Source organism: Martelella sp. NC20, assembly GCF_013459645.1.
GTDB lineage: Bacteria > Pseudomonadota > Alphaproteobacteria > Rhizobiales > Rhizobiaceae > Martelella.
Genome location: NZ_CP054861.1, coordinates 1,738,728 through 1,762,721, shown reverse-complemented (window position 1 = coordinate 1,762,721; position 23,994 = coordinate 1,738,728). Strand labels below are relative to the sequence as shown.

At 62.6% G+C, this 23,994-nt stretch carries 22 protein-coding genes and 1 pseudogene; 9 read left to right on the top strand and 14 right to left on the bottom strand.

Annotation, left to right across the window (positions count from 1 at the left end; translation table 11 throughout):
• The first annotated feature begins 83 nt into the window (after nt 1–83).
• From HQ843_RS08510 to HQ843_RS08490, 5 genes are all read left to right on the top strand, one after another.
• A complete protein-coding gene (locus HQ843_RS08510) occupies nt 84–1,010 on the top strand; it encodes an ArsR/SmtB family transcription factor (protein WP_180898914.1) in 927 nt (308 codons plus the stop codon).
• 137 nt (nt 1,011–1,147) lie between these two features.
• Nucleotides 1,148–2,656, top strand: a complete 1,509-nt coding sequence (gene arfA / locus HQ843_RS08505; protein WP_180898917.1) for an arabinosylfuranosidase ArfA — start codon at nt 1,148–1,150, stop codon at nt 2,654–2,656.
• Between the two features lie 127 nt (nt 2,657–2,783).
• The gene (locus tag HQ843_RS08500; RefSeq protein ID WP_371822192.1) at nt 2,784–4,052 is read left to right on the top strand and encodes an extracellular solute-binding protein; all 1,269 of its coding nucleotides are present in this window, start codon (nt 2,784–2,786) and stop codon (nt 4,050–4,052) included.
• 128 nt (nt 4,053–4,180) lie between these two features.
• Nucleotides 4,181–5,065, top strand: coding sequence for a carbohydrate ABC transporter permease (locus HQ843_RS08495; protein WP_246710318.1), 885 nt, complete (start codon nt 4,181–4,183; stop codon nt 5,063–5,065).
• Nucleotides 5,065–5,907, top strand: coding sequence for a carbohydrate ABC transporter permease (locus tag HQ843_RS08490; RefSeq protein ID WP_180903451.1), 843 nt, complete (start codon nt 5,065–5,067; stop codon nt 5,905–5,907). The genes HQ843_RS08495 and HQ843_RS08490 overlap by 1 nt, the downstream gene beginning before the upstream one ends.
• 88 nt (nt 5,908–5,995) lie before the next feature.
• On the opposite strand, the gene HQ843_RS08485 is transcribed toward HQ843_RS08490, so the two are convergent.
• Nucleotides 5,996–7,075 (bottom strand): ABC transporter ATP-binding protein, encoded by a 1,080-nt coding sequence (locus HQ843_RS08485; protein ID WP_180898919.1) that lies wholly within the window; start codon nt 7,073–7,075, stop codon nt 5,996–5,998.
• A 201-nt stretch (nt 7,076–7,276) separates the two neighbouring features.
• Here HQ843_RS08485 and HQ843_RS29425 point away from each other — a divergent pair.
• Nucleotides 7,277–7,366 (top strand): annotated as a pseudogene (locus HQ843_RS29425) (3-oxoacyl-ACP reductase); the annotation flags it as partial.
• A 208-nt stretch (nt 7,367–7,574) separates the two neighbouring features.
• Here the strand turns inward: HQ843_RS29425 and HQ843_RS08480 are convergent.
• Entirely contained in the window at nt 7,575–8,147 is a 573-nt protein-coding gene (locus HQ843_RS08480; protein WP_180898921.1) for a UbiX family flavin prenyltransferase, read from the bottom strand.
• An 83-nt stretch (nt 8,148–8,230) separates the two neighbouring features.
• Between HQ843_RS08480 and HQ843_RS08475 the strand changes: the two genes are divergently transcribed.
• Nucleotides 8,231–8,710: a TIGR02444 family protein gene (locus HQ843_RS08475; protein WP_180898923.1), complete on the top strand. Its 480-nt coding sequence runs from the start codon at nt 8,231–8,233 to the stop codon at nt 8,708–8,710.
• On the opposite strand, the gene HQ843_RS08470 is transcribed toward HQ843_RS08475, so the two are convergent.
• The 9 genes from HQ843_RS08470 to HQ843_RS08430 all read right to left on the bottom strand — a co-directional run bounded on the left by HQ843_RS08470 (nt 8,691) and on the right by HQ843_RS08430 (nt 18,507).
• Nucleotides 8,691–10,079, bottom strand: a complete 1,389-nt coding sequence (locus tag HQ843_RS08470; RefSeq protein ID WP_180898925.1) for a UbiD family decarboxylase — start codon at nt 10,077–10,079, stop codon at nt 8,691–8,693. The two genes, HQ843_RS08475 and HQ843_RS08470, sit on opposite strands and share 20 nt — an antisense overlap.
• A 21-nt stretch (nt 10,080–10,100) precedes the next feature.
• Nucleotides 10,101–11,603, bottom strand: coding sequence for an aldehyde dehydrogenase family protein (locus HQ843_RS08465; protein ID WP_180898927.1), 1,503 nt, complete (start codon nt 11,601–11,603; stop codon nt 10,101–10,103).
• Nucleotides 11,600–12,904 carry a xylulokinase gene (locus HQ843_RS08460; protein ID WP_180898929.1) on the bottom strand — a complete coding sequence of 435 codons (1,305 nt, stop codon included), beginning with the start codon at nt 12,902–12,904 and terminating at the stop codon, nt 11,600–11,602. The genes HQ843_RS08465 and HQ843_RS08460 overlap by 4 nt, the downstream gene beginning before the upstream one ends.
• Nucleotides 12,905–12,917: 13 nt before the next feature.
• Nucleotides 12,918–13,964 carry a zinc-dependent alcohol dehydrogenase gene (locus HQ843_RS08455; RefSeq protein WP_180898931.1) on the bottom strand — a complete coding sequence of 349 codons (1,047 nt, stop codon included), beginning with the start codon at nt 13,962–13,964 and terminating at the stop codon, nt 12,918–12,920.
• Nucleotides 13,965–13,968: 4 nt separating this feature from the next.
• Entirely contained in the window at nt 13,969–14,799 is an 831-nt protein-coding gene (locus HQ843_RS08450) for a class I fructose-bisphosphate aldolase (RefSeq protein ID WP_180898933.1), read from the bottom strand.
• A 282-nt stretch (nt 14,800–15,081) separates the two neighbouring features.
• The gene (locus HQ843_RS08445; RefSeq protein WP_180898935.1) at nt 15,082–16,059 is read right to left on the bottom strand and encodes an ABC transporter substrate-binding protein; all 978 of its coding nucleotides are present in this window, start codon (nt 16,057–16,059) and stop codon (nt 15,082–15,084) included.
• A 47-nt stretch (nt 16,060–16,106) separates the two neighbouring features.
• On the bottom strand, nt 16,107–16,934 hold the full coding sequence (locus HQ843_RS08440; RefSeq protein WP_180898937.1) for an ABC transporter permease: 828 nt from the start codon (nt 16,932–16,934) through the stop codon (nt 16,107–16,109).
• Nucleotides 16,931–17,737 (bottom strand): ABC transporter ATP-binding protein, encoded by an 807-nt coding sequence (locus HQ843_RS08435; RefSeq protein ID WP_180898939.1) that lies wholly within the window; start codon nt 17,735–17,737, stop codon nt 16,931–16,933. The genes HQ843_RS08440 and HQ843_RS08435 overlap by 4 nt, the downstream gene beginning before the upstream one ends.
• Nucleotides 17,734–18,507 (bottom strand): GntR family transcriptional regulator, encoded by a 774-nt coding sequence (locus tag HQ843_RS08430; RefSeq protein WP_180898941.1) that lies wholly within the window; start codon nt 18,505–18,507, stop codon nt 17,734–17,736. Before HQ843_RS08430 ends, HQ843_RS08435 begins: the two co-directional genes overlap by 4 nt.
• On the opposite strand from HQ843_RS08430, the gene HQ843_RS08425 reads away from it, so the two are divergent.
• The gene (locus HQ843_RS08425; RefSeq protein WP_180898943.1) at nt 18,500–18,886 is read left to right on the top strand and encodes a TetR family transcriptional regulator; all 387 of its coding nucleotides are present in this window, start codon (nt 18,500–18,502) and stop codon (nt 18,884–18,886) included. The genes HQ843_RS08430 and HQ843_RS08425 overlap by 8 nt on opposite strands.
• A gap of 30 nt (nt 18,887–18,916) precedes the next feature.
• Here the strand turns inward: HQ843_RS08425 and HQ843_RS08420 are convergent, their stop codons facing one another.
• The 3 genes from HQ843_RS08420 to HQ843_RS08410 are packed head-to-tail and all read right to left on the bottom strand — an operon-like array spanning nt 18,917 to nt 22,873.
• The gene (locus HQ843_RS08420; protein WP_180898945.1) at nt 18,917–20,095 is read right to left on the bottom strand and encodes an FAD-dependent monooxygenase; all 1,179 of its coding nucleotides are present in this window, start codon (nt 20,093–20,095) and stop codon (nt 18,917–18,919) included.
• The gene (locus HQ843_RS08415) at nt 20,092–20,820 is read right to left on the bottom strand and encodes an MFS transporter (RefSeq protein ID WP_180898947.1); all 729 of its coding nucleotides are present in this window, start codon (nt 20,818–20,820) and stop codon (nt 20,092–20,094) included. Before HQ843_RS08415 ends, HQ843_RS08420 begins: the two co-directional genes overlap by 4 nt.
• A gap of 1 nt (nt 20,821) precedes the next feature.
• A complete protein-coding gene (locus HQ843_RS08410) occupies nt 20,822–22,873 on the bottom strand; it encodes a TonB-dependent receptor (RefSeq protein WP_246710317.1) in 2,052 nt (683 codons plus the stop codon).
• A gap of 109 nt (nt 22,874–22,982) precedes the next feature.
• Here HQ843_RS08410 and HQ843_RS08405 point away from each other — a divergent pair, with 109 nt between their 5' ends.
• On the top strand, nt 22,983–23,948 hold the full coding sequence (locus tag HQ843_RS08405) for a helix-turn-helix transcriptional regulator (RefSeq protein WP_180898949.1): 966 nt from the start codon (nt 22,983–22,985) through the stop codon (nt 23,946–23,948).
• Nucleotides 23,949–23,994: the final 46 nt, after the last annotated feature.

Below are 23,994 nucleotides of genomic sequence, written 5' to 3'. Positions count from 1 at the left end.
CCCGTCTGCATGGGAATTTGACCAAGCCAAGAATCCTGATATGAACGTTTCTTGACAAACGCCTCCCAGCAGCGAACATATCCATGCCACGTAAATTCCTTGTCGTAGATCCTGAAAAGGACATGCATGTCATCAAAGGGCTGGCGGCGCCCGCGCGCATTTCCGTCCTCAAGCTGCTGCGCCGCAAGGGCGCGCTCAATGTCAAGGAAATCGGTGAAATCCTCGGTCTGCCGCAGTCGACTGTCTCTCTCAGCGTGCAATTGCTGGAGGATGCCGGGCTGATCCGGACTGAAAGCCAGCGCGCGCGCAAGGGCAATCAGAAGGTCTGCACGAGCATCTATGATGAGATCGTCATCCTGTTCGGCGATGCGGCGGAGGAACGTCGCAATGACGGCATCGAGGTCGCCATGCCGGTGGGCCTCTATACCGCCTGCGACGTCAGCGCGCCCTGCGGGCTTTGCACCGACGAGGGAATTATCGGGCTTCTGGACGTGCCCGACAGCTTCCTTGACCCGGCCCGGATGAAGGCGGGGCTGATCTGGTTCACGCGCGGCTCCGTGGAATACCAGTTCCCCAACAACGCCCGGCTCGACAACCGCGCCGTCGCCGAGATCGAATTCTCGATGGAGCTTTCCTCCGAAATGCCCGGCACCAATCCGGACTGGCCCTCGGATATCACCGTCACCGTCAATGGCGTCGATATCGGCCAGTGGACCTCGCCCGGCGATTTCGGCGACCGCCGCGGCGTATTCACCCCCGACTGGTGGAAACTGAAGGGCTCTCAATACGGCATGCTGAAGCGCTTTCGGGTGACCGACGCCGGCTCGTTTGTCGACGGCGTCAGGATGTCGGATGTCTGTCTTGCCGATCTCAGGCTCGATCAGAGACATTCGATCCGCCTCTGCCTGAGCGTTCGCGACGACGCCCGCCACCCCGGCGGCATCAACATTTTCGGCAAGGGTTTCGGCAATTACGATCAGGACATCGTGCTGCGCCTGACGACCAGATAGCCTCCGAACTTCCCCGGTCAATCCCGATCTCAGAAAACCGCCCGATCTCAGGAAACCGCTTGACGAACGGTTCGATCAGGTCTTTATTATCCATAAAAATTGGTTTGTACCAAAAAAACAAATCCGGAGGAGGATGCATGCAGGCCCGCGTTACCGCGCACAAGAACTTCACCATTTCCACGATCGATCCAAGGCTCTACGGCTCGTTTCTCGAGCATCTTGGACGCGCAGTATACACCGGCATCTATGAGCCTGACCATCCCACCGCGGATGAAAACGGCATGCGCCGCGACGTCATCGACCTTGTGCGCGAACTCGATACCCCGATCTGCCGCTATCCCGGCGGCAATTTCGTCTCGGCCTACAACTGGGAAGACGGGATCGGCCCGCGGAGCGAACGTCCCACCCGCCTCGACCTTGCCTGGCGGACGGCGGAATCCAACCAGGTCGGCATCCACGAATTCGCGAAATGGGCGAAAGCCGCCAATACCGAGATGATGCTGGCCGTCAATCTCGGCTCGCGCGGGCTCGATGACGCCCGCAATTTCGTCGAATATGTCAATCATCCGGGCGGCAGCTACTGGTCCGACCTGCGCCGCAGGAACGGCCAGGCCGACCCGTGGAACGTCAAGCTCTGGTGCCTCGGCAACGAGATGGACGGACCATGGCAGGTCGGCCACAAATCCGCCGCCGAATACGGCCACCTCGCCAACGAGACCGCCAAGGCGATCCGCGCCTTCGACGACAGGCTGGAACTGGTGGTCTGCGGCTCGTCCCATTCGGACATGCCGACCTTCCCGCAATGGGAGGCAACGGTTCTGGACGAGACCTATGATCAGGTCGACTATATCTCGCTGCACATGTATTTCATGAACTACGAGAAGAACACGCGCGAATATCTGGCGCTGCCGGAAAAGCTCGACCGTTATATCGGCACGGTCAGCGGCGTGATCGACTATGTGAAGGCGAAGAAGCGTTCGAAAAAAGACGTCAAGATCTCTTTCGACGAGTGGAATGTCTGGTATCATGAGCGCGAGGCGGACGAAAAGCGCATGAAGGAGTGGGACTGGCCGCACGCGCCGGTGCTTCTCGAGGACGTCTATAATTTCGAGGACGTGCTTCAGGTCGGCTGCATCCTCAACACCTTCATCCGCCGTTCCGATGTGGTGCGCATTGCCTGCATCGCCCAGCTCGTCAACGTGATCGCGCCGATCATGACGGCGCCCGGAGGCGCTGCCTGGAAGCAGACGATCTACTACCCGTTCCAGTTCGCCTCGCGTTATGGACGGGGAACGGCGCTCGACCTTGATGTCGACTGCGCCACCTATAATGCCGATATTGCGGCCGATGTGCCCTATCTCGACATTACCGGCGTCCACGACTTCGATGCCGGCACGCTGACCTTCTTCGCGGTCAATCGTCACGGAGAGGAGCCGATGACGATCGATCTCGCGCTCGAACGGTTCGGCGCAGCCAAATCGGTCGAGCACATCCTGATCAAGCATGACGATCTCGAAGCGGTGAACACGAAGGACAATCCGGAGAACGTGAAGCCCGTGAAACAGGACGGCGCGAGCCTGTCGGGCGACAAGGTCTCGGTGACGGTGCCTCCGTATTCCTACTCGATGATCCGGGTGACGCTGTAGCGCTCAGTGCGCGGTTCCAAAATGCCGGTGCGCCGCTATTTCTCCTGAACGGGGCGCGGCGCTCCGGAAGTACCAACCATGCGGCGGGAGGCCGTATTGAAACGAGGAGGAGAATAAGATGGCAAGAATGTTTGGTGTAGCCATGGGCGCGATTGTCGCCGCGGGGGTGTTTGCCACCGCCGCACAGGCTCAGGAAACTGTCACCTGGTGGGATTTTCTCGCCGGTGGCGACGGCGTTCGCATGAAGCAGCTGATCTCCGATTTCAACGCTGCGCACGAAGGTGAAATCACCATCGACGCCACGACGCTGGAATGGGGTACGCCGTTCTACTCGAAGATCCGCACCTCGACGGCGATCGGCGAAGGTCCCGATATCATGACCTATCACGCAAGCCGCATTCCGCTTGCCGTCAGCCAGGGCATCCTGCAGCAGATCACGCCCGAGGACTGGACGACGATGGGCCTTTCGGAGGCCGATTATGCGCCGGCGACCTGGGACGCGGTGACGGTGGACGGCAAGCAGTACGCCGTTCCCTTCGATACCCATCCGATCGTGCTCTACTACAACAAGGATGCGCTGGCCGAAGCCGGTCTGCTGACCGAGGACGGCAAGCCGAAAGGCCTTGATTCCCGCGAAGGCTTTGAAGCCACGCTGAATGGCCTCAAGGAAGCAGGCGCCAAGTTTCCTCTTGCTTCAACCACCGCGGACGGTACGTTCATGTTCCGCACCGTCTATTCCTTCATGGGGCAGCAGGACGGCGAGCTGATGACCGATGGCGAGTTCCTCGCCGGCGACAATGCCGAAAAGCTGCAGAATGCGCTGGCCGTGCTGCAGGGCTGGACCAATGACGGCCTGCAGACCACCTATACCGATTATCCCGCGACCGTCGCGCTGTTCACCTCCGGCGAATCGCCGATGATGATCAATGGCGTCTGGGAAGTCCCGACCATGATCGACCTGAAGGACCAGGGCAAGCTGTTCGAGTGGGGCGCCGTGGAACTTCCGGTGATCTTCGACCATCCCGGAACCTATGCCGACAGCCATACATTTGCCATCCCCGCCAATGCGGGCGAGGAGATGAGCCCCGAGAAGAAGGCGGCCGTGCTGGAAGTGATGTCGTGGATGGCGAACAATTCGCTGTTCTGGGCAACGGCAGGTCATATCCCCGCCTACGGGCCGGTGACGCAGTCCGCCGAGTATCAGGACATGCAGCCGAACGCCACCTATTCGAGCGTGACCGAGAACATGATCTTCGACCCCAAATCGCCGCTCGCGGGCGTTGCTGGTCCGATCTATGACGTCATGTCGACCTATTTCGTGCCGACGCTCAACGGCGAGATGGAGCCGGCGGAGGCGGTGGAGGAAATCAAGTACGAGCTGAACGATCTGCAGTGATCGTTGCGGGCCGCCGGCGTCGGAGCGTATCCGCGTTTCATGGAATCGCGGATACGCTCCGACCTCTTGCTTTTCCGCAAGCGCCGGCGGTCATTCCGCCCCGCAGCCGAACGTGATTTGAGGCCACCATGATGCTCCGCAACAAACGGAACGAAGCGATCGTCGCCCTGCTGCTGGTCGCGCCGTTCGTCGCTATCTACGGATTGATCTTCGTCTATCCGACCGTCCGGCTGTTCATCACCTCGTTTCAGGATGCGCCGCTGATCGGCAGCGGCGAGTTTGTCGGCCTCGACAACTACACCAGACTTTGGGGTGACCGGCGCTTCAACACCGCCTTCTGGAACACCATCTATTTCGTCGCCATCACCGTCATTCCCGGCACGCTTGCAGCCTTTGCCATCGCGCTCGGCGTCAACCGGCTGAAAGGCCGGGTACAGGCGCTGGTGCTGGCGCTGTTCTTCCTGCCCTATATCCTGCCGGTGTCGGTGGTCTATCTGATCTGGGACTGGACGCTGAACTTCCAGTTCGGCATCGCCATGTATGTGTTCGACATGCTGGGTCTCGATCGGGTGCCGGTGTTCAAGTCGACCGTCTGGTTCATGCCGGCTGTCGGCGTCATTACGATCTGGTGGACCGCCGGGTTTTCGATCCTGCTGTTCCTGGCCGGGCTGCGCGCCATTCCCGTCGAGATCTACGAGGCGGCGGCGCTCGACAATGCGTCGCGGCTGACGACATTCCGGCAACTCACCTGGCCGCTGATGTGGCCGATCACGGCGCTGGTGCTGACGATCCAGCTGATCCTGCAGCTCAAGATTTTCGACCAGGTCTATCTGTTTTCGGTCGGCGGCCGGCCGAACGACAATCTGGTGCTGGTCTATTACGTGTTTCAGCGGGCCTTCCAGTATGACCAGGGCGGGCGCGCGGCCGCGGCGGCCGTGGTCCTGTTCATCCTCGTTATCGTGGTGTCGGTGCTGAATTTCCAGCTGACCCGGCTTTCGAAGGGGCGCGAATGATGAACGCGACAACAGCAAGACGCCTCAATCTCGCCGGTCTCGTGATCACGCTACTGACGGTTTCTATCGCGGTATTATGGGCGTTCCCGCTCTATTGGGGGGTGATTTCCTCGCTCAAGCCGGAAGACGAGGTGGTGCGCCGCTATATCGAATTATGGCCGGAAACCCTGACCTTCTCGCATTATTACTTCGCGCTGACCCAGACCCAGATCGGCATCTGGTATCTGAATTCGATCGTCACGGCGGTGGCAATCACGGTGCTGACCGTCGGTTCGTCGATGTTTTGCGGCTATGCCATCTCGCAGCTTCAGTTCCCGTTCCGCCGGGTTCTGTGGTGGCTGATCCTGGCAAGCTTCATGGTGCCGATGCAGGTGCTGATCGTGAACCACTTCGAACTGATGGCGCGTTTCGGCCTCATCAACACCTGGGCCGGGATCGTGCTGCCGCAACTGATCCACCCGGTGGTGATCATCGTCTACAAGCAGTTCTTCGACAATGTGCCGAAGGATTTCCGCGAGGCGGCGGCCATGGACAATGCCTCCGAATGGCGCATTCTCACCCGCATTTACATGCCGATGAACTGGGGCGTGACCACCGCGCTTGCGATCGTCACCTTCATCTGGTCCTGGAATGCGTTTCTGTGGCCGTTCCTGGCGGTGACCAAGACCGAGATGATGACGATCACCGTCGGCATAACCCAGGTCAACGACGCCTTCGGCGTCTATTATGCCCGCGAACTCTCCGCCGCCGTCCTGGCTGGCCTGCCGGTCGCGGTCGCCTATCTGCTGTTCCAGCGCAAGGTGACGCAGGCGATCACGCTCTCCGCCGGCATCAAGGGATAGTCCGCCCGAAGTCGGGCGATCCCGCCCAAACGAAAACGCCGCGGTGAAAACACTGCGGCGTTTCTGTTTGGGCTGAATGTCGTGCGGTTCAGTGCACGTGGTAGGCGTTGCCCGCCTCATCGAAGAGGTGCAGGGCGGTCGCATCGAAGGCGAGTTGCACCTGATCGCCGCTCCTGGCCTCGGAGCGCCCACCGTCGGTGGCGATCAGTTCCGTGCCGTCGGCAAGGGTGCAGTAAAGCAGGGTCCGCTCGCCGAGCCGCTCGACGACGCCGACCGTCGCCGTGGTGGTGACCGCCTCGCGGTCCTCCGCCACCACCCGCACGGCTTCCGGGCGAATGCCGATCTCGTAGCGCCCGGGCGCGATCTCGGGGATGTCGATTTTCAATGTCGAACCATCATTGAGGCGCGCCGCCCGCGTACCGTCTCCGGCCAGATCGGCCTCGAGAAAATTCATGCCCGGCGAACCGACAAAGCCCGCCACGAAGCGCGAGGCCGGCCGCAGATAGACCTCCATCGGCGTGCCGATCTGTTCGATCCGGCAATTGTTGAGCACCACGATCCGGTCGGCAAGCGTCATCGCCTCGGTCTGGTCGTGGGTCACATAGATCATCGTCGCCTTCATGCGATTGTGCAATTGCGCAAGCTCGACGCGGGTCCTGACGCGCAGCGCCGCATCCAGATTGGAGAGCGGCTCGTCAAACAGGAAGGCCTTCGGCTCCTTGACGATCGCCCGGCCGATGGCGACGCGCTGGCGCTGTCCGCCGGAAAGCTGGGCGGGCCGCCGCTCGAGCAGTTCCACCATCTCCAGCATGCGGGCGGCTTCCTGCACACGGGTTTCGATCTCATCCGCGCCCATGCCGATATTGCGCAGGCCGAAGGCCATGTTGTCGCGCACTGTCATGTGCGGATAGAGCGCGTAATTCTGGAAAACCATCGCGACATTGCGCTGCCCCGGCGCGAGGTTTTCACTGCGGACCCCGTCGATCGTCAACGCCCCGTCATCCATGGTCTCGAGCCCCGCGATCATGCGCAGCAGCGTCGATTTTCCCGAACCCGACGGCCCGAGAAACACCATCAGCTCTCCGGTTTCCACGGCAAGCGAGATATCGTTGATAACATTGACGGTTCCGAAGCTCTTCGAAACATTGTCGAGCCTGATTGGCGCCATCTTTTCCTCCCGAACGGCTTTCGAACCATTGTTTCCGGTCCACACCAGAAGTCAAGATGTCATATGCCGTTCCGGCGCGATCATTCACGACGGGAGGTCGCCCAAGGGCCGACCCGTTTCCAAGGTTGTACATCAAAATATTGGAACTGCATTTCGCCGGCCCGGAACAGACCGGGCCGGCGAGAGCCCATATCGAAAGCGGCGGCCATGGTCGCATGGCTCGTTTCCCGCGAAAACAGCTTCACCACCGCCGCGACCTTCGACCTTTCCGGCGGACGAACCACCTACTGATTCTGGAGGTAGAACATCGAAACGGCTGCGTTGCGGACCGGCGGGGCGCAATGCCTCACCGGCGGAGGCAACCTGGTATGCCACATGCTGGGGCTTGCGTCCGGACAGAGCGAGGCGGCGTAAAGAGCCTTTCAGGCGAAAGACCGGATGCCATTTCAGGTCGACGCCGCGTGGTTCTCATGACACCCGACCGCGTCCAGCTCCGGCATCATGACGGTGCAAGACCGGACCAGCGGACGATATCGGTTTCGATGTCGAAGAGGTCGAGAACGCGGCCGAGCGACTGGCGCACCATCGCGTCGATACTGTCCGGCGCGGCATAGAATGCCGGCAGGGGCGGCGCGACAATCGCGCCCATTTCGGCAAGCTGGGTCAGCGTTCGAAGGTGGCCCAGATGCAGCGGGGTTTCACGCACCATCAGCACCAGCCTGCGCCGCTCCTTCAATATCACGTCCGCAGCCCGGGTCAGAAGCGACGCGGTTATGCCTGAAGAGATTTCCGACGCCGTGCGGATGGAACAGGGCGCGATGATCATGCCCATCGTCTTGAACGAACCGCTGGCGATCGTCGCGCCGACATTCTTTACGGGGTGAATGTGCGTGGCCCGGCTTTCGAGGTCCTTCAGCTTCAGGCCCGTTTCCGCCGCAAGCGTGAGTTCTCCCGATTTGCTGACGACAAGGTGGGTCTCGACCTCGACTTTGCGCAGTATGTCCAGCAATGTAACGCCGTATATGGCGCCGGACGCGCCTGAAATGCCGACTATGATACGGGGCTTTGACATGTCGTTTTCTCTTTCCGGCTCTCAACCCATGACAAATGCATTTCCGATCGGCGCCATTCTTCCGGCCGCGGAGCCATGATCGCATGAAAACGCAACGGCCGCTCGACCCGCAAAATCCGTTCTGGACCGGCATGCTGGCGCTTTATCGCCGCGATGGCGTCGCGGATATCTGCCTCGACCTGCAGCATAACCATGACATCAACGTCGTGCTGCTCCTGTTTTTCCGTCTCTGCGACCGCGAACGTCTTGCGCTCAGCGATGACAGGCTGGCCGCTGCCGAGGCTTCGGTCACGCCGTGGCACGAGAACGTCGTGCTGCCGCTGCGTCGGGCCCGGCGTTTCATGAAACCGCTCGCAGCCGATCCGGCGATTGCCGCGAACCGGGAGGCGATCAAGACCCGGGAAATCGAGGCCGAGCAGACCGAGCTTGCCATGCTTGTCCGCCTGCTTGACGAGGCCGGTTCCGCCGGCGCCCGAAAGCCTTGCGACAATGCCGAGCGCTTCCTGGCGAAAAAGGGAGTGAAGGACGACGCCATTGCGCGGTTCACATCCCTGACCGGTTGATCTGCTCCCGCGCCCACGCGATTGCCGCGTCGGGCAGTTCGTTGCGTTCGACATCCCATTCGAGCGGGGCCGTGGCATCAAGCCCGAGCTTTGCCGACATGCCATCGCGCGAGGAGGGGTCGAGCCGGTTGCAGAGCACATTCGGCACCATGAACATGTCGGTATCGGCCTGAAAGCGCGTGGCCATGGCCCACAAGACCTCGTCCTCGCGGGCAAGCTCGATGTCGTCATCGACCGCCACGGCGAATTTGGCATAAGGGTCGAGCCCGAACAGCATCATCAGCGCCTGGCGCGCCTGGCCTTCCGCCGTCTTCTTCAGGCCGATATAGGCGTGGAAATGGGTTCCGGACTTGGGATAGAAAAGCCCCGTCACCTGCGGCACCGCTTCCTTCAGCCGGCGGAAGACATAGGGTTCGCGCGGGCTGCGCGACAGGAGAAGATGCTCCGCCGAATAGCCGGGAATGATGTCATGGAACACCGGCGTCGAACGATGGGTGATCGCGGTCACCTGAAAGATGTTGCGGGTCGAGCGATAGGTCGAATAGCCGGTATATTCGCCGTAAGGCCCCTCGTCTTCCTCAGCATCGGCGAGAATGCGGCCCTCCAGCACGAATTCGGCATTGGCGGGCACCTCCATGTCGATGGTCCGGCAGCGGACGAGTTCGACGGGGCGGCGCATCAGGCCGCCGGCCAGTTCGTATTCATCGACATCCATGGCGACCTTGGCGGCACCCGCCAGATTGACCGAGGGATGCGGCCCGATGACGACGGCGACTTCCATATCCCGCCCCCGCGCCTTCCAGCGCTGGTAGTAATCCCAGATATGGCCGCGCGAATGCATGCTGACGCCGAACCGGTCGGGGCCTTTCAACTGCATGCGCTGGTAGCTGAGGTTGCGCGCGCCGGTATCGGGATCCTTGCTGACCAGCACGCCGGAGCCGATATACCGCCCCGCATCGGCCGCAAAGTGGCGCGAGATCGGCAGATCGGCGGCATCGAGCGATCCGGGGAGCATCACATGATCATGCACCGGCCCGTCTGCGACCATGACCGGGGGGAGCGGTCGTTCCATCGCCGCTATCCAGGCATCGCGAAAGCCTGCCTGATCGGTTCCGGCAATGGCGGCGATGCGTTTGCGGTCGCCGAAAAGATTGGTGACCAGCGGCAGGCCGGTCACCCGGTCGGTAAAGGAGACCACGGGCGCGCGACCCGCCTTTTCCAGTTCCAGGACCAGGGCGGTGGGGCCGAAATCGAGGTCGACGGGTTCATCGAGGGCAAGAATATCCCCGCTGTCGAGCCCGGCGAGAAATGCTCTCAGCGAATGGCCCTCTTCGCCGGTTTCCGCCAGCACGTCTTGCAGCGTGGTCATGATCTGTCCTTTCCGCCCGCCTCAGCCAAGCATTTTCGCCGCTTCGCCCGTGCGCGTGTCAATCCAGACGGCTTTGGGTCTTGTATACTCATCCAGCGCATGGGCACCGATGCCGGTCCCGTAACCGCTCGCCTTGACCCCGCCCCAGGGGGCCGCGGCATCGAAGCGCGAGAAGCAGTTGGTCCACACCGAGCCGACATTCAGCCGGCGGGCAACCTCGTGGGCGCGCGAGAGGTCCTGCGTCCAGATCGAGGCGGCAAGACCATAGGGCGAGGCATTGGCGCGGGCGATGACCTCGCCTTCCCCGGTAAAGCCGAATGTGGCGATCACCGGGCCGAAAATCTCTTCCCGCGCAATCGTTGCATTGTCGGCGACATTGTCGACGATCGCCGGGGAAATGAAATTGCCCGGCCCCTCGGGCCGCGTTCCGCCGGTGACGATGCGCCCGCCCTCGGCCTCGGCAATGGCGATGAAACCGCAGACCCGCTCGAGATGCGCCTTCGAGATCAGCGGGCCGAGCGCCGTGCCGGTTTCAAGCCCGTTGCCCATTTTCAGGGCCTCGGTCTTTGCGACCGCGCGCGCGACGAAATCCTCGCGGATGGCGTCGTGGACATAAAGCCGGGTGACGGCGCAGCAGTTCTGGCCCTGATTGGTGAAGCCGCCCATGACGGCGGCGTCGACGGCGGCGTCGATATCGGCGTCGGGATAGACGATGAACGGCGTCTTGCCGCCGAGTTCCATGGTCAGCTGTTTGAAATTGCCGGCGGAGGCGGCGATGATCGCCCGCGCGGTCCGGTGACCGCCGGTAAAGAAGATACGGTCGATGCCGTGATGTTCGGCGATCGCCGCCCCGGCTTCCGCGCCAAGGCCCGGCACGATGTTGACAACCCCTTCGGGCACGCCCGCTTCGGCAATCAGCCGCGCCAGATAAAGCGCGGTGAGCGAGGTTTCCTCCGACGGCTTCAGCACCAGGCAATTGCCGCCGGCAAGCGCCGGGGCGATGTTGCGGGCGGCCATGATCATCGGATAATTCCACGGGATGATCTGGCCGACGACGCCGACGGGTTCGCGCAGCGTATAGGCCAGGTGGCGCGGCCAGCTCACCGGCATGGTCTCGCCCTCAAGCTTGGTGCACCAGCCCGCATGGTAGAAGAAATGCTGGGCGGCCTGGGGCAGGTCGATATTCAGCGCGCCTGCCGCGGGCTTGCCATTGTCGAGGCTTTCGAGAACCGCGAGCTTTTCGGCATGTTCCTCGATAAGCTCGCCGATGCGCCACATGATGCGGGAGCGTCTGGCTGGCGTCATGCCGCGCCAGCGCTCCTGCTCATGCGCCCGCCGCGCCGCATTGACGGCGCGGTCGATCTCGGCCTTGCCGGCGGAGGCGATTTCGGCGAGCATTTCTCCGGTGGCGGGGTTCAGCGTCGCGAAGGTCCGGCCATCGGCGGCATCACAAAAATGTCCGTCGATGAAAAGCTGACGCGGGGTTGCCGCCAGAAGCGCGGCGCGTTCGGGTTCTGTCATCATGGTTCAGTCGGTCCTTCGGAATCGGTCACGGGAAAGGCGCCTGCGGCCACCATCGCCGCGCCTTCTGCGGCAAGTTCCCGGCCTGCGAAAACGTCCATTGCGCCCGGCCGGGCGGTCGCGATCAGATTTTGCAGCAGTTTCGACGCCGCTCCGCCGCCGCCGAGAAGCAGACGGTCGAAACGGCCGGTCACGGCTTCCAGCGCCTCGACACAGGAAAGCGCGCTCGAAGCCACGGCCGCAAAGCCGGCGCGCGCGATTTCCGCCGGGCCGGTCTCCGGCTTCAGCCCCGAAAGCACCGCCCCCGACGCTTCGCCCCAGGGGTCGAGCATTTCCGGTTTCATGGCCACATTTGAAGGCGGCGCGGTGGCCGCCAGCCGTTCCAGCGCCGGTACGTCTTCGAGCCCGAGGATACGCGCCAGCCAGTCGAGCGTCACGCCGCCCGCGCCCGTGCCGGTTTCAAAGGAACGATGCCCGGCGGCGATGATTTCCAGGGTAAAGGGCAGGCGCGGCATGGCGCCCGCCGGCGCCGGCGCGGTGATGACGCTGGTGGTGCCCAGGCTCAGGAAAACCGCCTTCGGGTCCCCCCTGCCCGCCGCCAGAAGCGCCGCCGGGACATCGCCTGGCGCGGCGACAACCGGAAGTCCCGGTTTCAACCCGCAGCCAATGGCGTCCGCATCCACAAGCGCACCGATTTCTGCGCCGATGAGGCTGAGCGGCGGAACAAGGCTTCCATCTATACCCAGCCGTTCGAGCACGTGCCGCGCATACGTCTTGCCGGCGATATCGAGCACGCCCATGCGCAGCGCCGAGCCGGCCGAGAGCGACAGTGTTCCTGTCAGCGACAGCGCCAGAAAATCCTGCGGGCCCAGAAAGGCGGAGAGGCCCGGGGTTTGCATGAAATGCAATATTTTCGGCAGCCCGGAGAGCGGGAAAGCCGGGCATCCGGTTTCCTGAAGGCAGGCCTTGCCGATGCGCTTCTCCACCAGCCGGGATGCGGCGATGGTGTCCGGATCGAAATCGGGGATGGCCTCGGTCACCGGATGTCCGTCGGCGTCGACGCCGACCAGAGCGCCGCGCATGCCGGAAATCCCGATGGCCTCCACCGCGCCGAGGCTTTCGCGCGGCAGGCCCGAAAGGGCTGCAAGAAAGGCATCGCGCCACTGGCCCGCGGGCCGTCTTGCCGGCGGCGGCGGCGCGGGATAGGCGGCGCGCGCCATGGCGATGGCGCTGCCCTCCCGCCTGAGCACGACCCGCACGCCATGGCTGGCGATATCAACTCCAAGCGTGCAGGTTCTGGTCATCGAAGGGCTCCGCTCAAAACGCCTTTTCGGGCAGGTCTATGGCGAATTTCAGCGTACCCTCGCTGCCTGTCTCCGCAAAGCCGCGCCCCAGCTCCTCAAGCGGAATGAGCGGCTGGCGGATGCGCGCGACATCGACCGCGCCCTCCATCAGAAATTCGATGGTCCGCTCGGCATCCTCGCGGCGGAAGCCGACGACGCCGACGATCTTCTGGCAGGCGTAATGAACCTTGTTGAGGTTGAAGCTCAATTCGGCATCGACCGGGCCGGAGGCGAAGATAACCAGCGTGCCGCGCTGGTCGAGGGCGGCAAGCCCGTCCTGGCAGGCCGGCTTCAGCGCCGGGCCGCCGGCGACAATGAAGGCCATGTCGAGCTTCGGGACAGCGCCGGGTTCGGCGGTGCTGGACGCGCCGAAGACACGCGCCAGTTCGCGCCGGTCGGCGCGCGGTTCAACGCCGACGACTTCGGCGCCCAGGTGCTTCAGCAGTTCGACATGGAGAAGCCCCATCGGGCCAAGGCCGTAAACGCCGCAACGCCTGCCCTTCACGTCACCGGCCAGCGCAATGCCGTGGACAATGTCGGCCAGCGGCTCGATCAGGCTGGCCGCCGCATAGGAAAGCCCGTCGGGAATGGCAATCAGGTTCTCGGCCGGCACCTTCACGATTTCGGCAAAACCGCCGCCGATGCCGCTTTCGCGCAGAAGCGCCGCATTGTCCTGAACCGACCCCGCCGCCGAACCGATGCCGGTCAGCACCTCGCGGCCTTCGGCATTGCGATTGCGGATCACCGGATCGATTGCCACGCGGTCACCGGGGGAAAAACCGGTAACGTCCGCGCCGGCGGAAACCACGCTGCCGGCGATCTCGTGGCCGAGAATGAGCGGCGTTTCCTTCAGCATGGCGTCGATGTCGGCATTGTTCCACTTCTTGATGTCGGTGGGGCAGACATTGACCGCGCGCACGCAAACCAGCGCTTCGCCGGGCCCCACATCGGGAAGCGGCAAGGCCTGCATGTCAAAGCGCTTGTGTCCGGTCAGGACGGCAGCCCTGTAATTCATCGTCATGCCCTCACGCCGCCGGTTCGCCGGCTGCCGCCCAGCCGGCGGCAACGGCCTCGGGGTTGTTTTCATGGACCGCGCCCACCAGAGCGTCGACGGCGCCCGCCGGGTTCGGGCGGCTCCACACGTTGCGGCCGACGACAACGCCGGCAACGCCGGTCGACATCCAGGCCTGCATGTCGGCGGCAAAACCTTCGGCATCGCGCGGCGCGCCGCCAAGCGTCATCACCGGAACGCCGGCATTCCTCACGATGCGCTCGAGAACGGCGGTATCGGTCGGCGCCGGAATTTTCAGGATGTCCGCGCCAAGTTCGACGGACATCCGCGCGGAATGCTCGATCAGGGCATTGTCCTTCTCGCTGGCCTTGACGCCCCACAGGGCGGGCTCGACCATCAGCGGCAGGCCGAGCGCCTGGCATTCCATGGCGCAACTGCGCACCAGTTCGACGCCCTTGGTGAAGATTTCCGTGCCCTCATAGCCGACCGGCAGCAGCACCTTGGCAGCCGTTGCGCCCAGCATCATCAGATGTTCGGCGGTTGCGATCCGGGCATGATCGCGGATCTTGCCATGTTCGCCGCACATGGAGGAAAAGATCGGCGCATCCATGGACACGATAAGACGCGGAGCGCCGGGGCGGGCGAAATACCGGCCGGCCTGGCGCGCGACGCCCGGCCCGACAAGAAGTCCTTCGGCACGGCTTTCGGCCACCGCGGCGAGAATGCCGGAAACGTCGCCGCCGCCGGGAGGCACCCCCGAACCGCCATGGTCGAACGCGACGATAACCGCTTTTCCGGTTTGGGGATTGAGGAGTTGATTGACCCGAATGGCGGTTCCGTTCATGGCACTTTCCTGTTGCTTTTAAAATAGAAATTTTATCAGTTGTCTATAGATGTACAGTTATTTGTCAAGACCGGGCGACGGTCTTGTCAGCACCCTGTGTGCCGAGATCTCCGGGATAGCCGGCAAGCGGGGAGAACGCCCGTTCTCGCTCAACGATCGGGCGTCATCGAGAAGCGGAGCCGATGCGCGCGCCCGTTGCGGGTCGTCGGCGATGAGGGCGTAGCGCTTCGAGCGCTACGCCCTATGCGGAAGCAGATGTTGGAGACCGGCTTCCGGCATTTTTCACTTCTTCGCCGCGAATTCCGGCTTTACCAGAGCGTCGATGTCGATCTCGGCCTCAAGCCCGGCATATTCCTTCAGAAGGCCATAGGTGTCGGCGACATTGGCGGTCTCGACGCTGCAGATACCGTTTTCCCTGGCAGAATCCGTCAGGATGAAATCGCGTTGCAGCTCCAACTGCCTGGATTGCTGTTCGGGATCGAGTTCGCCATTGATCGCAAGCACCGCCTCGACGGTTTCTTCCGGGTGATCGAAGGCATAGGCCCAGCCCTCGGCGGTCGCCTGCATGAAGGCCTCGACGATATCCGGATGCGCCTCGGCATAGGCGGCCGTGGTGAAGATCGTCTCGGCATAGGCGTTGACGCCGTAATCGGCCGCCACCAGCGTTGCCGTCGGATAGCCCTGCAGTTCGAGCGCGATCGGTTCGTTGACGACGAAGGCGGTCTTGGCATCGACGCGGCCGCTCATGAGCACCTCATTGCCCATGATGACGACGGTGTTGACCTTGCTCATGTCAACGCCGGATTTGGCCAGCATCGCCTGGGTATAGGTCCAGGGGCCGCCTTCATTATAGGCCAGCGTCTTGCCTTCGAGATCCTTCGGGGTTTTGATGCCGGTCTCCGCGAGCGAGAGCAGCCCCGCCGGGTTTTTCTGGAAGCAGGCGCCGACCACGGCAAGGTCCATGCCCTCGGCCTCTCCGAACAGCACGGCGCTGACGTCATTGGTGCCGAACGTGTTCTGCCCGGCGGCGACCATGGCGGTCGAATTCAGGTTCGGGCCGCCCGGCATGATCTCGACATCGAGGCCGGCATCCTTGTAGAAGCCCTTGGCGTCGGCCATCACATAGCCTGCGGACTGGACATTCAGCAGCCAGGACAGGCGAAGCGAGACGCTTTCCTCGGCACTGGCGGCGGTGGCGAACCCGGTTGCCGCGGCCGAAAGGCCGAGCGCGGCGATGAAGTTGCGTGCGGAAATCGGCATTGGTTTGTTCCCCTTTTATGGTTTCCACGGTTCAAAGAGCGGAAAGGTCAGCTTTCCACATTCGCCCCCGGCCAGCGGAGCGCGAATTTTTCGAGCAGGATCACCGCGTAATACATCGCGATGGTGACCAGCGAGGTGACGATGATGGCCGAAAACAGCATCACGGCGTCCTGCCTGTAGCCTGCGTTGACGATGATGGTTCCGATGCCGAGATTGGCGCCGGTGAACTCGGCCACGATCGCGCCGATCATCGACATGCCGACCGTGATCTTCATCGCCGAGAACAGATAGGGCAGCGCCGCGTTGCGGCGCGCATGCCAGAAAACCTGCGCCTGCGAGGCGTGGATGATCTTCATGAAGTCGAGGACCGGCGCATCAAGGCTTTTCAGCCCGCGCGTGACGTTCACGAGCGTCGGGAAGAAGCAGGAAATGGCGGCGACCGCGATTTTCGGCTGTATGCCAAAGCCAAGCCATATCGTCAGCAGCGGCGCAATGGCGATGATCGGTATCGTCTTGATCACGATTGCCCAGGGGAAAAGCGCCTGCTGAAGGACCCGCGAATAGAGGAAACAGACCGCCGTGAACACGGCCACCGCCGTGCCGATGACAAAGCCGCTGGCGGCGGCGGCGGCGGTGACGATGCCGTTGTCGAAAAGCATGCGCCAGTCTTCGATGATGCGCGCGAAGATCACCGTCGGCGCCGGCAGCAGGTAACGCGGGATCTCCAGAACATACACCATCGTCTGCCAGAACACGCCGACGGCAAGAAACAGGAAAACCGGCGGAAGCAGCCGCGCCGCGCTTTCGGCCAACCCGGCCAGGAAACGGCTGACCCGCGCCGTATTGTCCTGTGTTTCGGCGGTGGTTGCGCTCACAGCCTGTCTCCGAAAATCAGATGTTCGAGATGTTTGACATAACCGGCGAATTCAGGGCTTTCGCGCACATGCCCGTCGCGCGGGCGCGGCAGCTCGATCGGCACGATCCGGCGCACCCGGCCGGGCCTGGAATCGAGCACGACGACATTGTCGGAAAGCAGCACGGCTTCCTGCAGCGAATGGGTCACGAACACGACCGTGCACTGACGCTCGCTCCAGATGCGCAGCAGTTCGTCGCCCATTTCCCGGCGCGTGAAATCATCGAGCGCGCCGAACGGCTCGTCCATCAGCAGGACTTCCGGTTCGAAGGACAGCGAACGGGCAATCGAGGCGCGCTGGCGCATGCCGCCGGAAAGATGGGCCGGATAGCGGTCCTCGAAGCCCTCCAGCCGGACAAGGCGGATGAATTCGCGGGCGCGCGCATCACGGGCCTTCAGCGATTCCGTCTTGAGGATATCAAGCGGCAGGCGAACATTCTGCAGCGTGGTTTTCCACGACAGGAGCGCTGCATCCTGAAACACAAAGCCGAGTTGACGCCCCTTGCCATAGTGCTGCGGCGAACAGCCGCCAAGCGTCACTTCACCCGATGTGGAGGGCTCGAGCCCGGCCAGGATCCGCAGCAGCGTGGACTTGCCGCAACCGCTGTGCCCGACCAGCGACGTGAAGCTGTTGCAGGCAAACGTCAGGGAAATGTCCTGAAGAGCGGTGAAGGCGGCATTCTTCTCGCCGAACACCTTGCTGACGGCCTCGACCGATATGAACGGGTCTGTTGCCTGCTGCTCGTCCGCCCGGGCTGTCATCATGTGCGGAGCACCAATGGCTGCATACCCCGGTTGACATCCATCGACAGCCGATGACGGTCCGTCCGGATGACGGCGGTTGCGAATTCGAACGGACGTCCGTCGGAAAGATGCGTGACCTGCTCGATCAGCAAGACCGGCGCACCCGGTTCGAGATCGAGCAGGTCGGCCGTTTCTTCGTCGGCCTCGATACTGGAAAGCGTGCGGCGGATGGTGCCGATCCGGAAATCGCCCCGGTCTTCCAGCGCGCGATAGAGCGAGCCGCCGAGAATGAGGTCATCATCGATGTCGCCGCAGATCGGCATTGAAAGCGTGTTGACCATGACGGTGAAAGGCCCCTCCGGCAAAGCGCGGCGACGCTTGAGCTGAAGATAGGGGCCCTCTCCGATGAGCTTCGCGTAGAAGGAATTTTTCTTCAGCGTCGCCCGTGACACAAGCTCGGTCCGGTATTCCAGCCCCGACCGCGTCAGAAGGGCTGCGAGCGAATAGCCATCCAGCGGATCTGGACGCGCGGAATTGGTAACGAACGTCCCCTTGCCATGGACCTGCGCCATCAACCCATCCTGCACCAGAAGAGCGATGGCAGAGCGCAGCGTACCGCGGGAGACCTTCAGCTGCTGGGCAAGTTCCGGTTCCGCCGGCAATTTGTGCAGCGCCGGCCAGAGCCCCGACATGATGCGTCGCCGGAAGATATCGGCGAGTTGCAGATAGATCGGCTCGGGTCGCAAGGGATCGATTTCGTTGCGAACATTTGAATGAATATCTATGGACATATATGTACCTTCATATACTTCTCGGGATGAGTCAATTGTCATTTCCACAATTTCTTGCGTGCACAGAACATCGAACAATTGGTCAGCATCACCGGATGTTCCAGGTTCTCCGTTCCGGCGCGTCGGGTTAACGAAAACCGGGGCCGCCAGTCTTTATGCCGCAGAGGGCTTCGCCGCCACGTCGATGGAACAGATCGCCAGCCAGTGCGGCGCGAGCGATCCTGCATTTCTGCCGACCCGGCTTCTCTATGCCGCATCGATCAGGCCGCTGATGTCACAGCTCTTGGGTGAGCCGGATTTTGAGGAAGCGGCAGCACAGGACGCCTATTTCTGTCGCGCCTGGGATCTGTTCCGGAAGGGTGCTGCGGCGCGCGGCTGACCGGAGGCCGGTCTGAAGCCGGTGGACGCCTCAGGCCTTTCCGTCTGTCCGCGCCAGCGCGATCTCCGCCTTGATCGCACTGGTGAAATACCGGCCAAGCCAGGCGCGCGGCATATGCCGCATCACCGCGTTGCGCAGATGGAAGGCGAATTTTCCGCGCGGGATGAAAACGGAGGCCATCTTGCGGCTGCGGGCCTGAAGCCGGATGATGATGGGGCGCAGCGCCGCCTCGTGCTTTTCAATAGCGGATGCGAGATCGGGAGAGGTCGTCAACGCATTTCCGAGCATTTCCGCCGAGGCAAGCGCCATGCCCGCCCCCTGACCGGACACCAGTGTCAGGCAATGGGCCGCATCACCCAGAAGCAGGACGCGTCCTTTCGACCATTCCGGCAATTCCACCATCGTCAGCGTGTCGATCATGGGAGCGGCCCCGGTCGTCTCGGCCCGTTCGAGAATGGCGCGAACCTCGGGATGGCTCTTCCGGCAGACGCGGGCAAGCTGTTCAAACCCCGCTTCCCCGCGCTCCGCCTCGGCCATCTCATTGCGCCAGACATGCATGGCCGCAAGCTGCCCGTCGTGGAGAACGTAATATTCGGCCAGATGACCCGGCTCGGCATAGGACAGGAAGTCGCTCTCGAAGCTGCGCGGCGCATCGACATCGTAGACGGCGAAAGAATAGCCAAGCGGCGCCAGACAGGCATCGTCCGGCCCGAAAAGCTGCTGTCGCGTCTTCGAACGGAAGCCGTCCGCGCCGATCAGCAAGTCCGCCTTGATCGTCTCCCCGTTCGAAAGCGTCACCGACACGTGGTCGCCGCAATCCTGAAAACCGGAAACAATGGTCTCGAAGCGGACCGAAGCCGTCTCGGGCAGCGCCTCGAAAAGCACCCGCACCAGATCGCTGCGCCGAACCGCCATGAACGGCAGATCGCGGATGAAGTCGCGGTAACGCAGGCGCAGAAGCTCGCGTCCGGCGCTGTCCTTGTAGACATTCTCGTCGATGGCGTAGGAACAGGCGTCAAGCGCATCGTGCAGGCCCATCCGCCCGGCCGTCTCGAAGCCCAGTCCCGAAAGGCCGAGCATGTAACCTTTTTCGCGCAACGAGGACGACCGCTCCACGATCAGCGAACGCCAGCCTGCCCTGTCCAGCCACCAGGCGGCCGCAAGCCCGGCCACGCCGGCGCCAATGATGACGGCAAGGGGTCTTGTCATGGCGCGTTTCCTTTGTTCAGGCGGATGTCCATACGGCGAAGAAGCGGGAGGGCGATGGCGGACAGGACGGCCGCAAGCCCGAAACTGACCGCATAGCCCGCATGGGCGGCGATCAGCCCGCCGCCAGCGCCGAACGCGGCCGCGCCAATCGCGCTGGCGGACTGAAACAGCGTGAAATCGACGCCGGGCTGGTGCGCGCCGACAAGCGCCATCAGCCGCGAATAGACCACGACGAACAGCCCGCTTCCGAAAATCATGCCCAGATAGCCGCCGCCGACCTGGGCGATATTGGCAAAGCCGCGCCGGTCGGGCGGCGACTGTTCGATCAGGAAGGCGTCGCAGGCGATATCCACGGTCGCGGCGACCACGGCCAGCGCTATCAGGCCCGAGAGAACAAGCTCGAACCGGCCGATATCGGCAAGGGCAAGCGCCACAAGCAGAACAGCCGCCATTCCCTCCCCGGCCAGAATGATCGCCCGCGACCGCCGCCGCCCGTCCGGCCGGATGCGCCACCGCTCCACCGGCGGCGACCACAGGAATTTGAGGGCCCATACCAACATGGTGAGCGAGACGAGGCCGATCCGGTCGAGCGCGACATCGGAGGCGCGCAGGACGATCGGAACGCCCATGAATGTCAGGCCGCCGATCAGGCTTTGCGCGGTATAGATGCCGCCCGCGGCGGCCAGAACCGAAACAAGCCGGGCCAGCGATAGTGTTGCCGCCACCTCAGAATTCCTTGCGCACCGTCAGGCCGAAGGTGCGGGCCTGACCGAGCGTTCCCAACTCATAGCCGCCGAAGGCATAGCCGGAGGTCTTGTAGCTCTCATTGGTGAGGTTCTGCACGTAAAGTTGCGCGAACAGCCCGTTCGTTCCCTCGAAATCGAGGCTAGCATCGACCGTGGCATAGGCATCCTGGCCGGTCGAATTGGCATCGTCGAAATAGGTTTGCGAGGTGCAGTTGACGCCGAGATTGGCCACCAGACTGCCGCCGTCGAACAGATCCTCGGTGAGCAGGAACGCGGCGTTGACATGCGCGGTCACATCCGGCGCATAGGGCACGCGATTGCCGTCATAGGATATGCCGGTGTAGGAATTGGTGTAATCGAGGAATTCGGCCCGTCCGAAAGCGCCGACGCCGGAAAGCGTGAACCGGTGCGTGGGACGCCATGTCGCGTCGACCTCAAGCCCGGCGCTGTAGGCCTCGCCGGCATTTTCGATGAACTGCTGGCCGATCGGGCCGACATAGAACTGCATGTCCCGGGACCGGATGTAATAAAGAGAGGCCGAGAGATCGAGCGTGTCCTCGAAAAGCGTCGAGCGCAGACCCGTCTCGAAGTTCCAGTTGGATTCGGCATCATAGGGCTCGGCATCGATTATCGATGAAATGCTGTGGTTGAAGCCTCCGGGCTTGTAGCCGCGCGAGATGACGCCATAAAGACGGACATCCGGCGTCAGTTCATATCCAACGGCGACCTTGGGCTGCCAGCCGTTGAAATCGGCGCTGCTTTCGAAATCGAAGCCGTAGCCGGTCGCATAGCTGTCCTCGCGCCAGGCGTCGATTTCTGAGCGTTCATAGCTTGCGCGCAGGCCGGCCGTCAGGTCGAGACGATCGGTCGCGTGCCACGTGGTTTCGCCATAGGCCGCGTAACTGTCGGTGACGACATTGTTCTTGGAACTGCCGTAATAGCCGGGATAGCCGTTCTTCCATCCGCTGAAATCGTCATGGCTATACCATAGCCCGCCGACCCCGCTGAACATCAACCCGTCATAGGTTAGCCGCAGATCCTGGGTGAACAGCCGCTCGTCCTGCGGCCAGATATAGCGCGTCCCGGCTCCCGACGAGAAGTCCCGCTGGACATCGCTTTCCTGAAACGTGGTGATGCTCGTCAGCGTGAAATCGCCGAATGTGTAGCTCCACTGGCCCGCCACATTGGTCATGTCCCGTTTCAGCAGCGGGTAGTCGCCATAGAACGCGCTGTTGTAGTCGCGGTCGTCGACATGATCCTGAAGAACGTAGATTTCTTCACGGGTTTCGAGCTTTTCACGCGAATAGATCAGCGACGCGTCGAAATTGCCATCGACGGGCGCATAGCGCAGCGCGAACCTTGCCGCGCCGTCATGGGATGAATTGATATCGTCGTTGCCGGTCGCAACGTCATCGATGTCGCCGGCATAATAGGAATAAAGTCCGGCGTAATCGAAATAGAGCGTGTCGGGCACCAGTTCGACAGTGCCACCGAATTCGCCATAGGGCTCCTGGGGCGAGGCGTTGGCTTCGATATAGGCGGTGTTGCGATAGTTCTTTCTGGTGACGATGTTGATGACGCCGCCATAGGCATTCGCGCCGTAAAGCGTGCCCTGCGGACCGCGCAGGAATTCGACCTGTTCGACATCGACAAGCGGTTGGGAAAAGGTCGAGGGCGATTGCGGAATGCCGTCGACCAGCACCTGCACCGTCGGATTGAAATAGTCGGGCGAGGAAAGACCGCGAACCGTCACATTGGCATAGATCCGGTTGCCACGATTGCCCATGGTCAGGCCGGGAAACACCTTCTGCAATCCCTCGACGGTGCGGATGCCGCGCTGTTCCAGCTCCGCGCCGCTGACGACCGAGACGGCGGCATCGACCTTGCCGATGTCCTCGCTACGTTTGGTGGAGGTCACGGTCACCGGTTCCAGCACCGTCACCCCGGCGTCCTCCTGTGCCAGGGCCCCCGGCCCGGCGAACACCCAGAAGCAGGCCGTGCCCGCCAGCATTGTCTTTCTCACATCATGCATATTGCAACTGTTCCGATCCGAAACTAAACATGAGTGATAAATTCCACTTTTTAGCAGAGGGCGCTAACGCATTCGGAACCGCGATTGACGCAAACGGGACTATTACCTGATGCCGGAACCCAGGACTCCAGACCCACGGACGAAAACCGCACTCCCGGATCGCTGGCAGGCGTCGGTCGACAATGCCATCGATCAGCAGGGCTGGCGGCCCGGCACGCGGGTGATGCAGTCCGGCGAGGATGTAACCGTCTACACGATCGATTCCGTTCTGGAGGAGGACCGCGTGTTCCGGCCGGAGGGCCCCGAAACCTTTTCCCTGTCGGTCTTTCTGGAGGGGCGCGGAACGCTTTCCGTCGATGGCGCGTCGCCGCTGGAGATTTCGCCCGGTTCCGGCGTCCTGTTTGCCAGCAACCGTTACACGCGCGGCGAAAACAGCCTTCGGGGCGGCACCCGGCTGCGTGTCGTCGACATCCGTTTCGAGCCGCCGCTGCTGCGCAAGCTCGGCGGCGTATCGCTCGCCCGTCTTGGCGGCGCGGTGATGAGCGAGAACAGCCTGCCGGAGCAGGATATCTTTCTCATCGGCTTCAGGGCGCCCGCCAAGCTTTTTTCCATCGCGGCATCCCTGATGGATCGAGAGGCCAGCTCCGGCATTGCGGCGGCGCTTTTTCTCTACAGCAAGGCGGTGGAAGCGCTCGGTATCGCGGTCGATGCCGTGGGACGTCAGCAGACAAACGGATTTGGCCTCCGGCCGCTTACGGAACCGGAAAGCAGGAAGGTTCATGCCGCAATCGCGCTGATCGACGGCCGCTTTTCGGCGGACTGGACGATCGCGCGGCTTGCGCGCGAAGTCGGATTGAACGAGCGAAGATTGAAGGAAGGCTTCCGCCTCACGATCGGAAAATCGATCCACGCCTATCTGCGGATGACGCGGATCGAAGCCGCAGCCGAACTGATTTCCGCGGGCGCAAGCGTGACCGAGGCGGCGCTTGCCGTCGGTTTCGAGAATCTGAGCCACTTCAGCAAGGTTTTCCGCGCCGAAAAAGGCGTTCTGCCCAGCCGCTATGACGCCGGCTGACCAACCGCCGAATAACCGGCGGGATGATCTGACGGCAGCGCCGTCG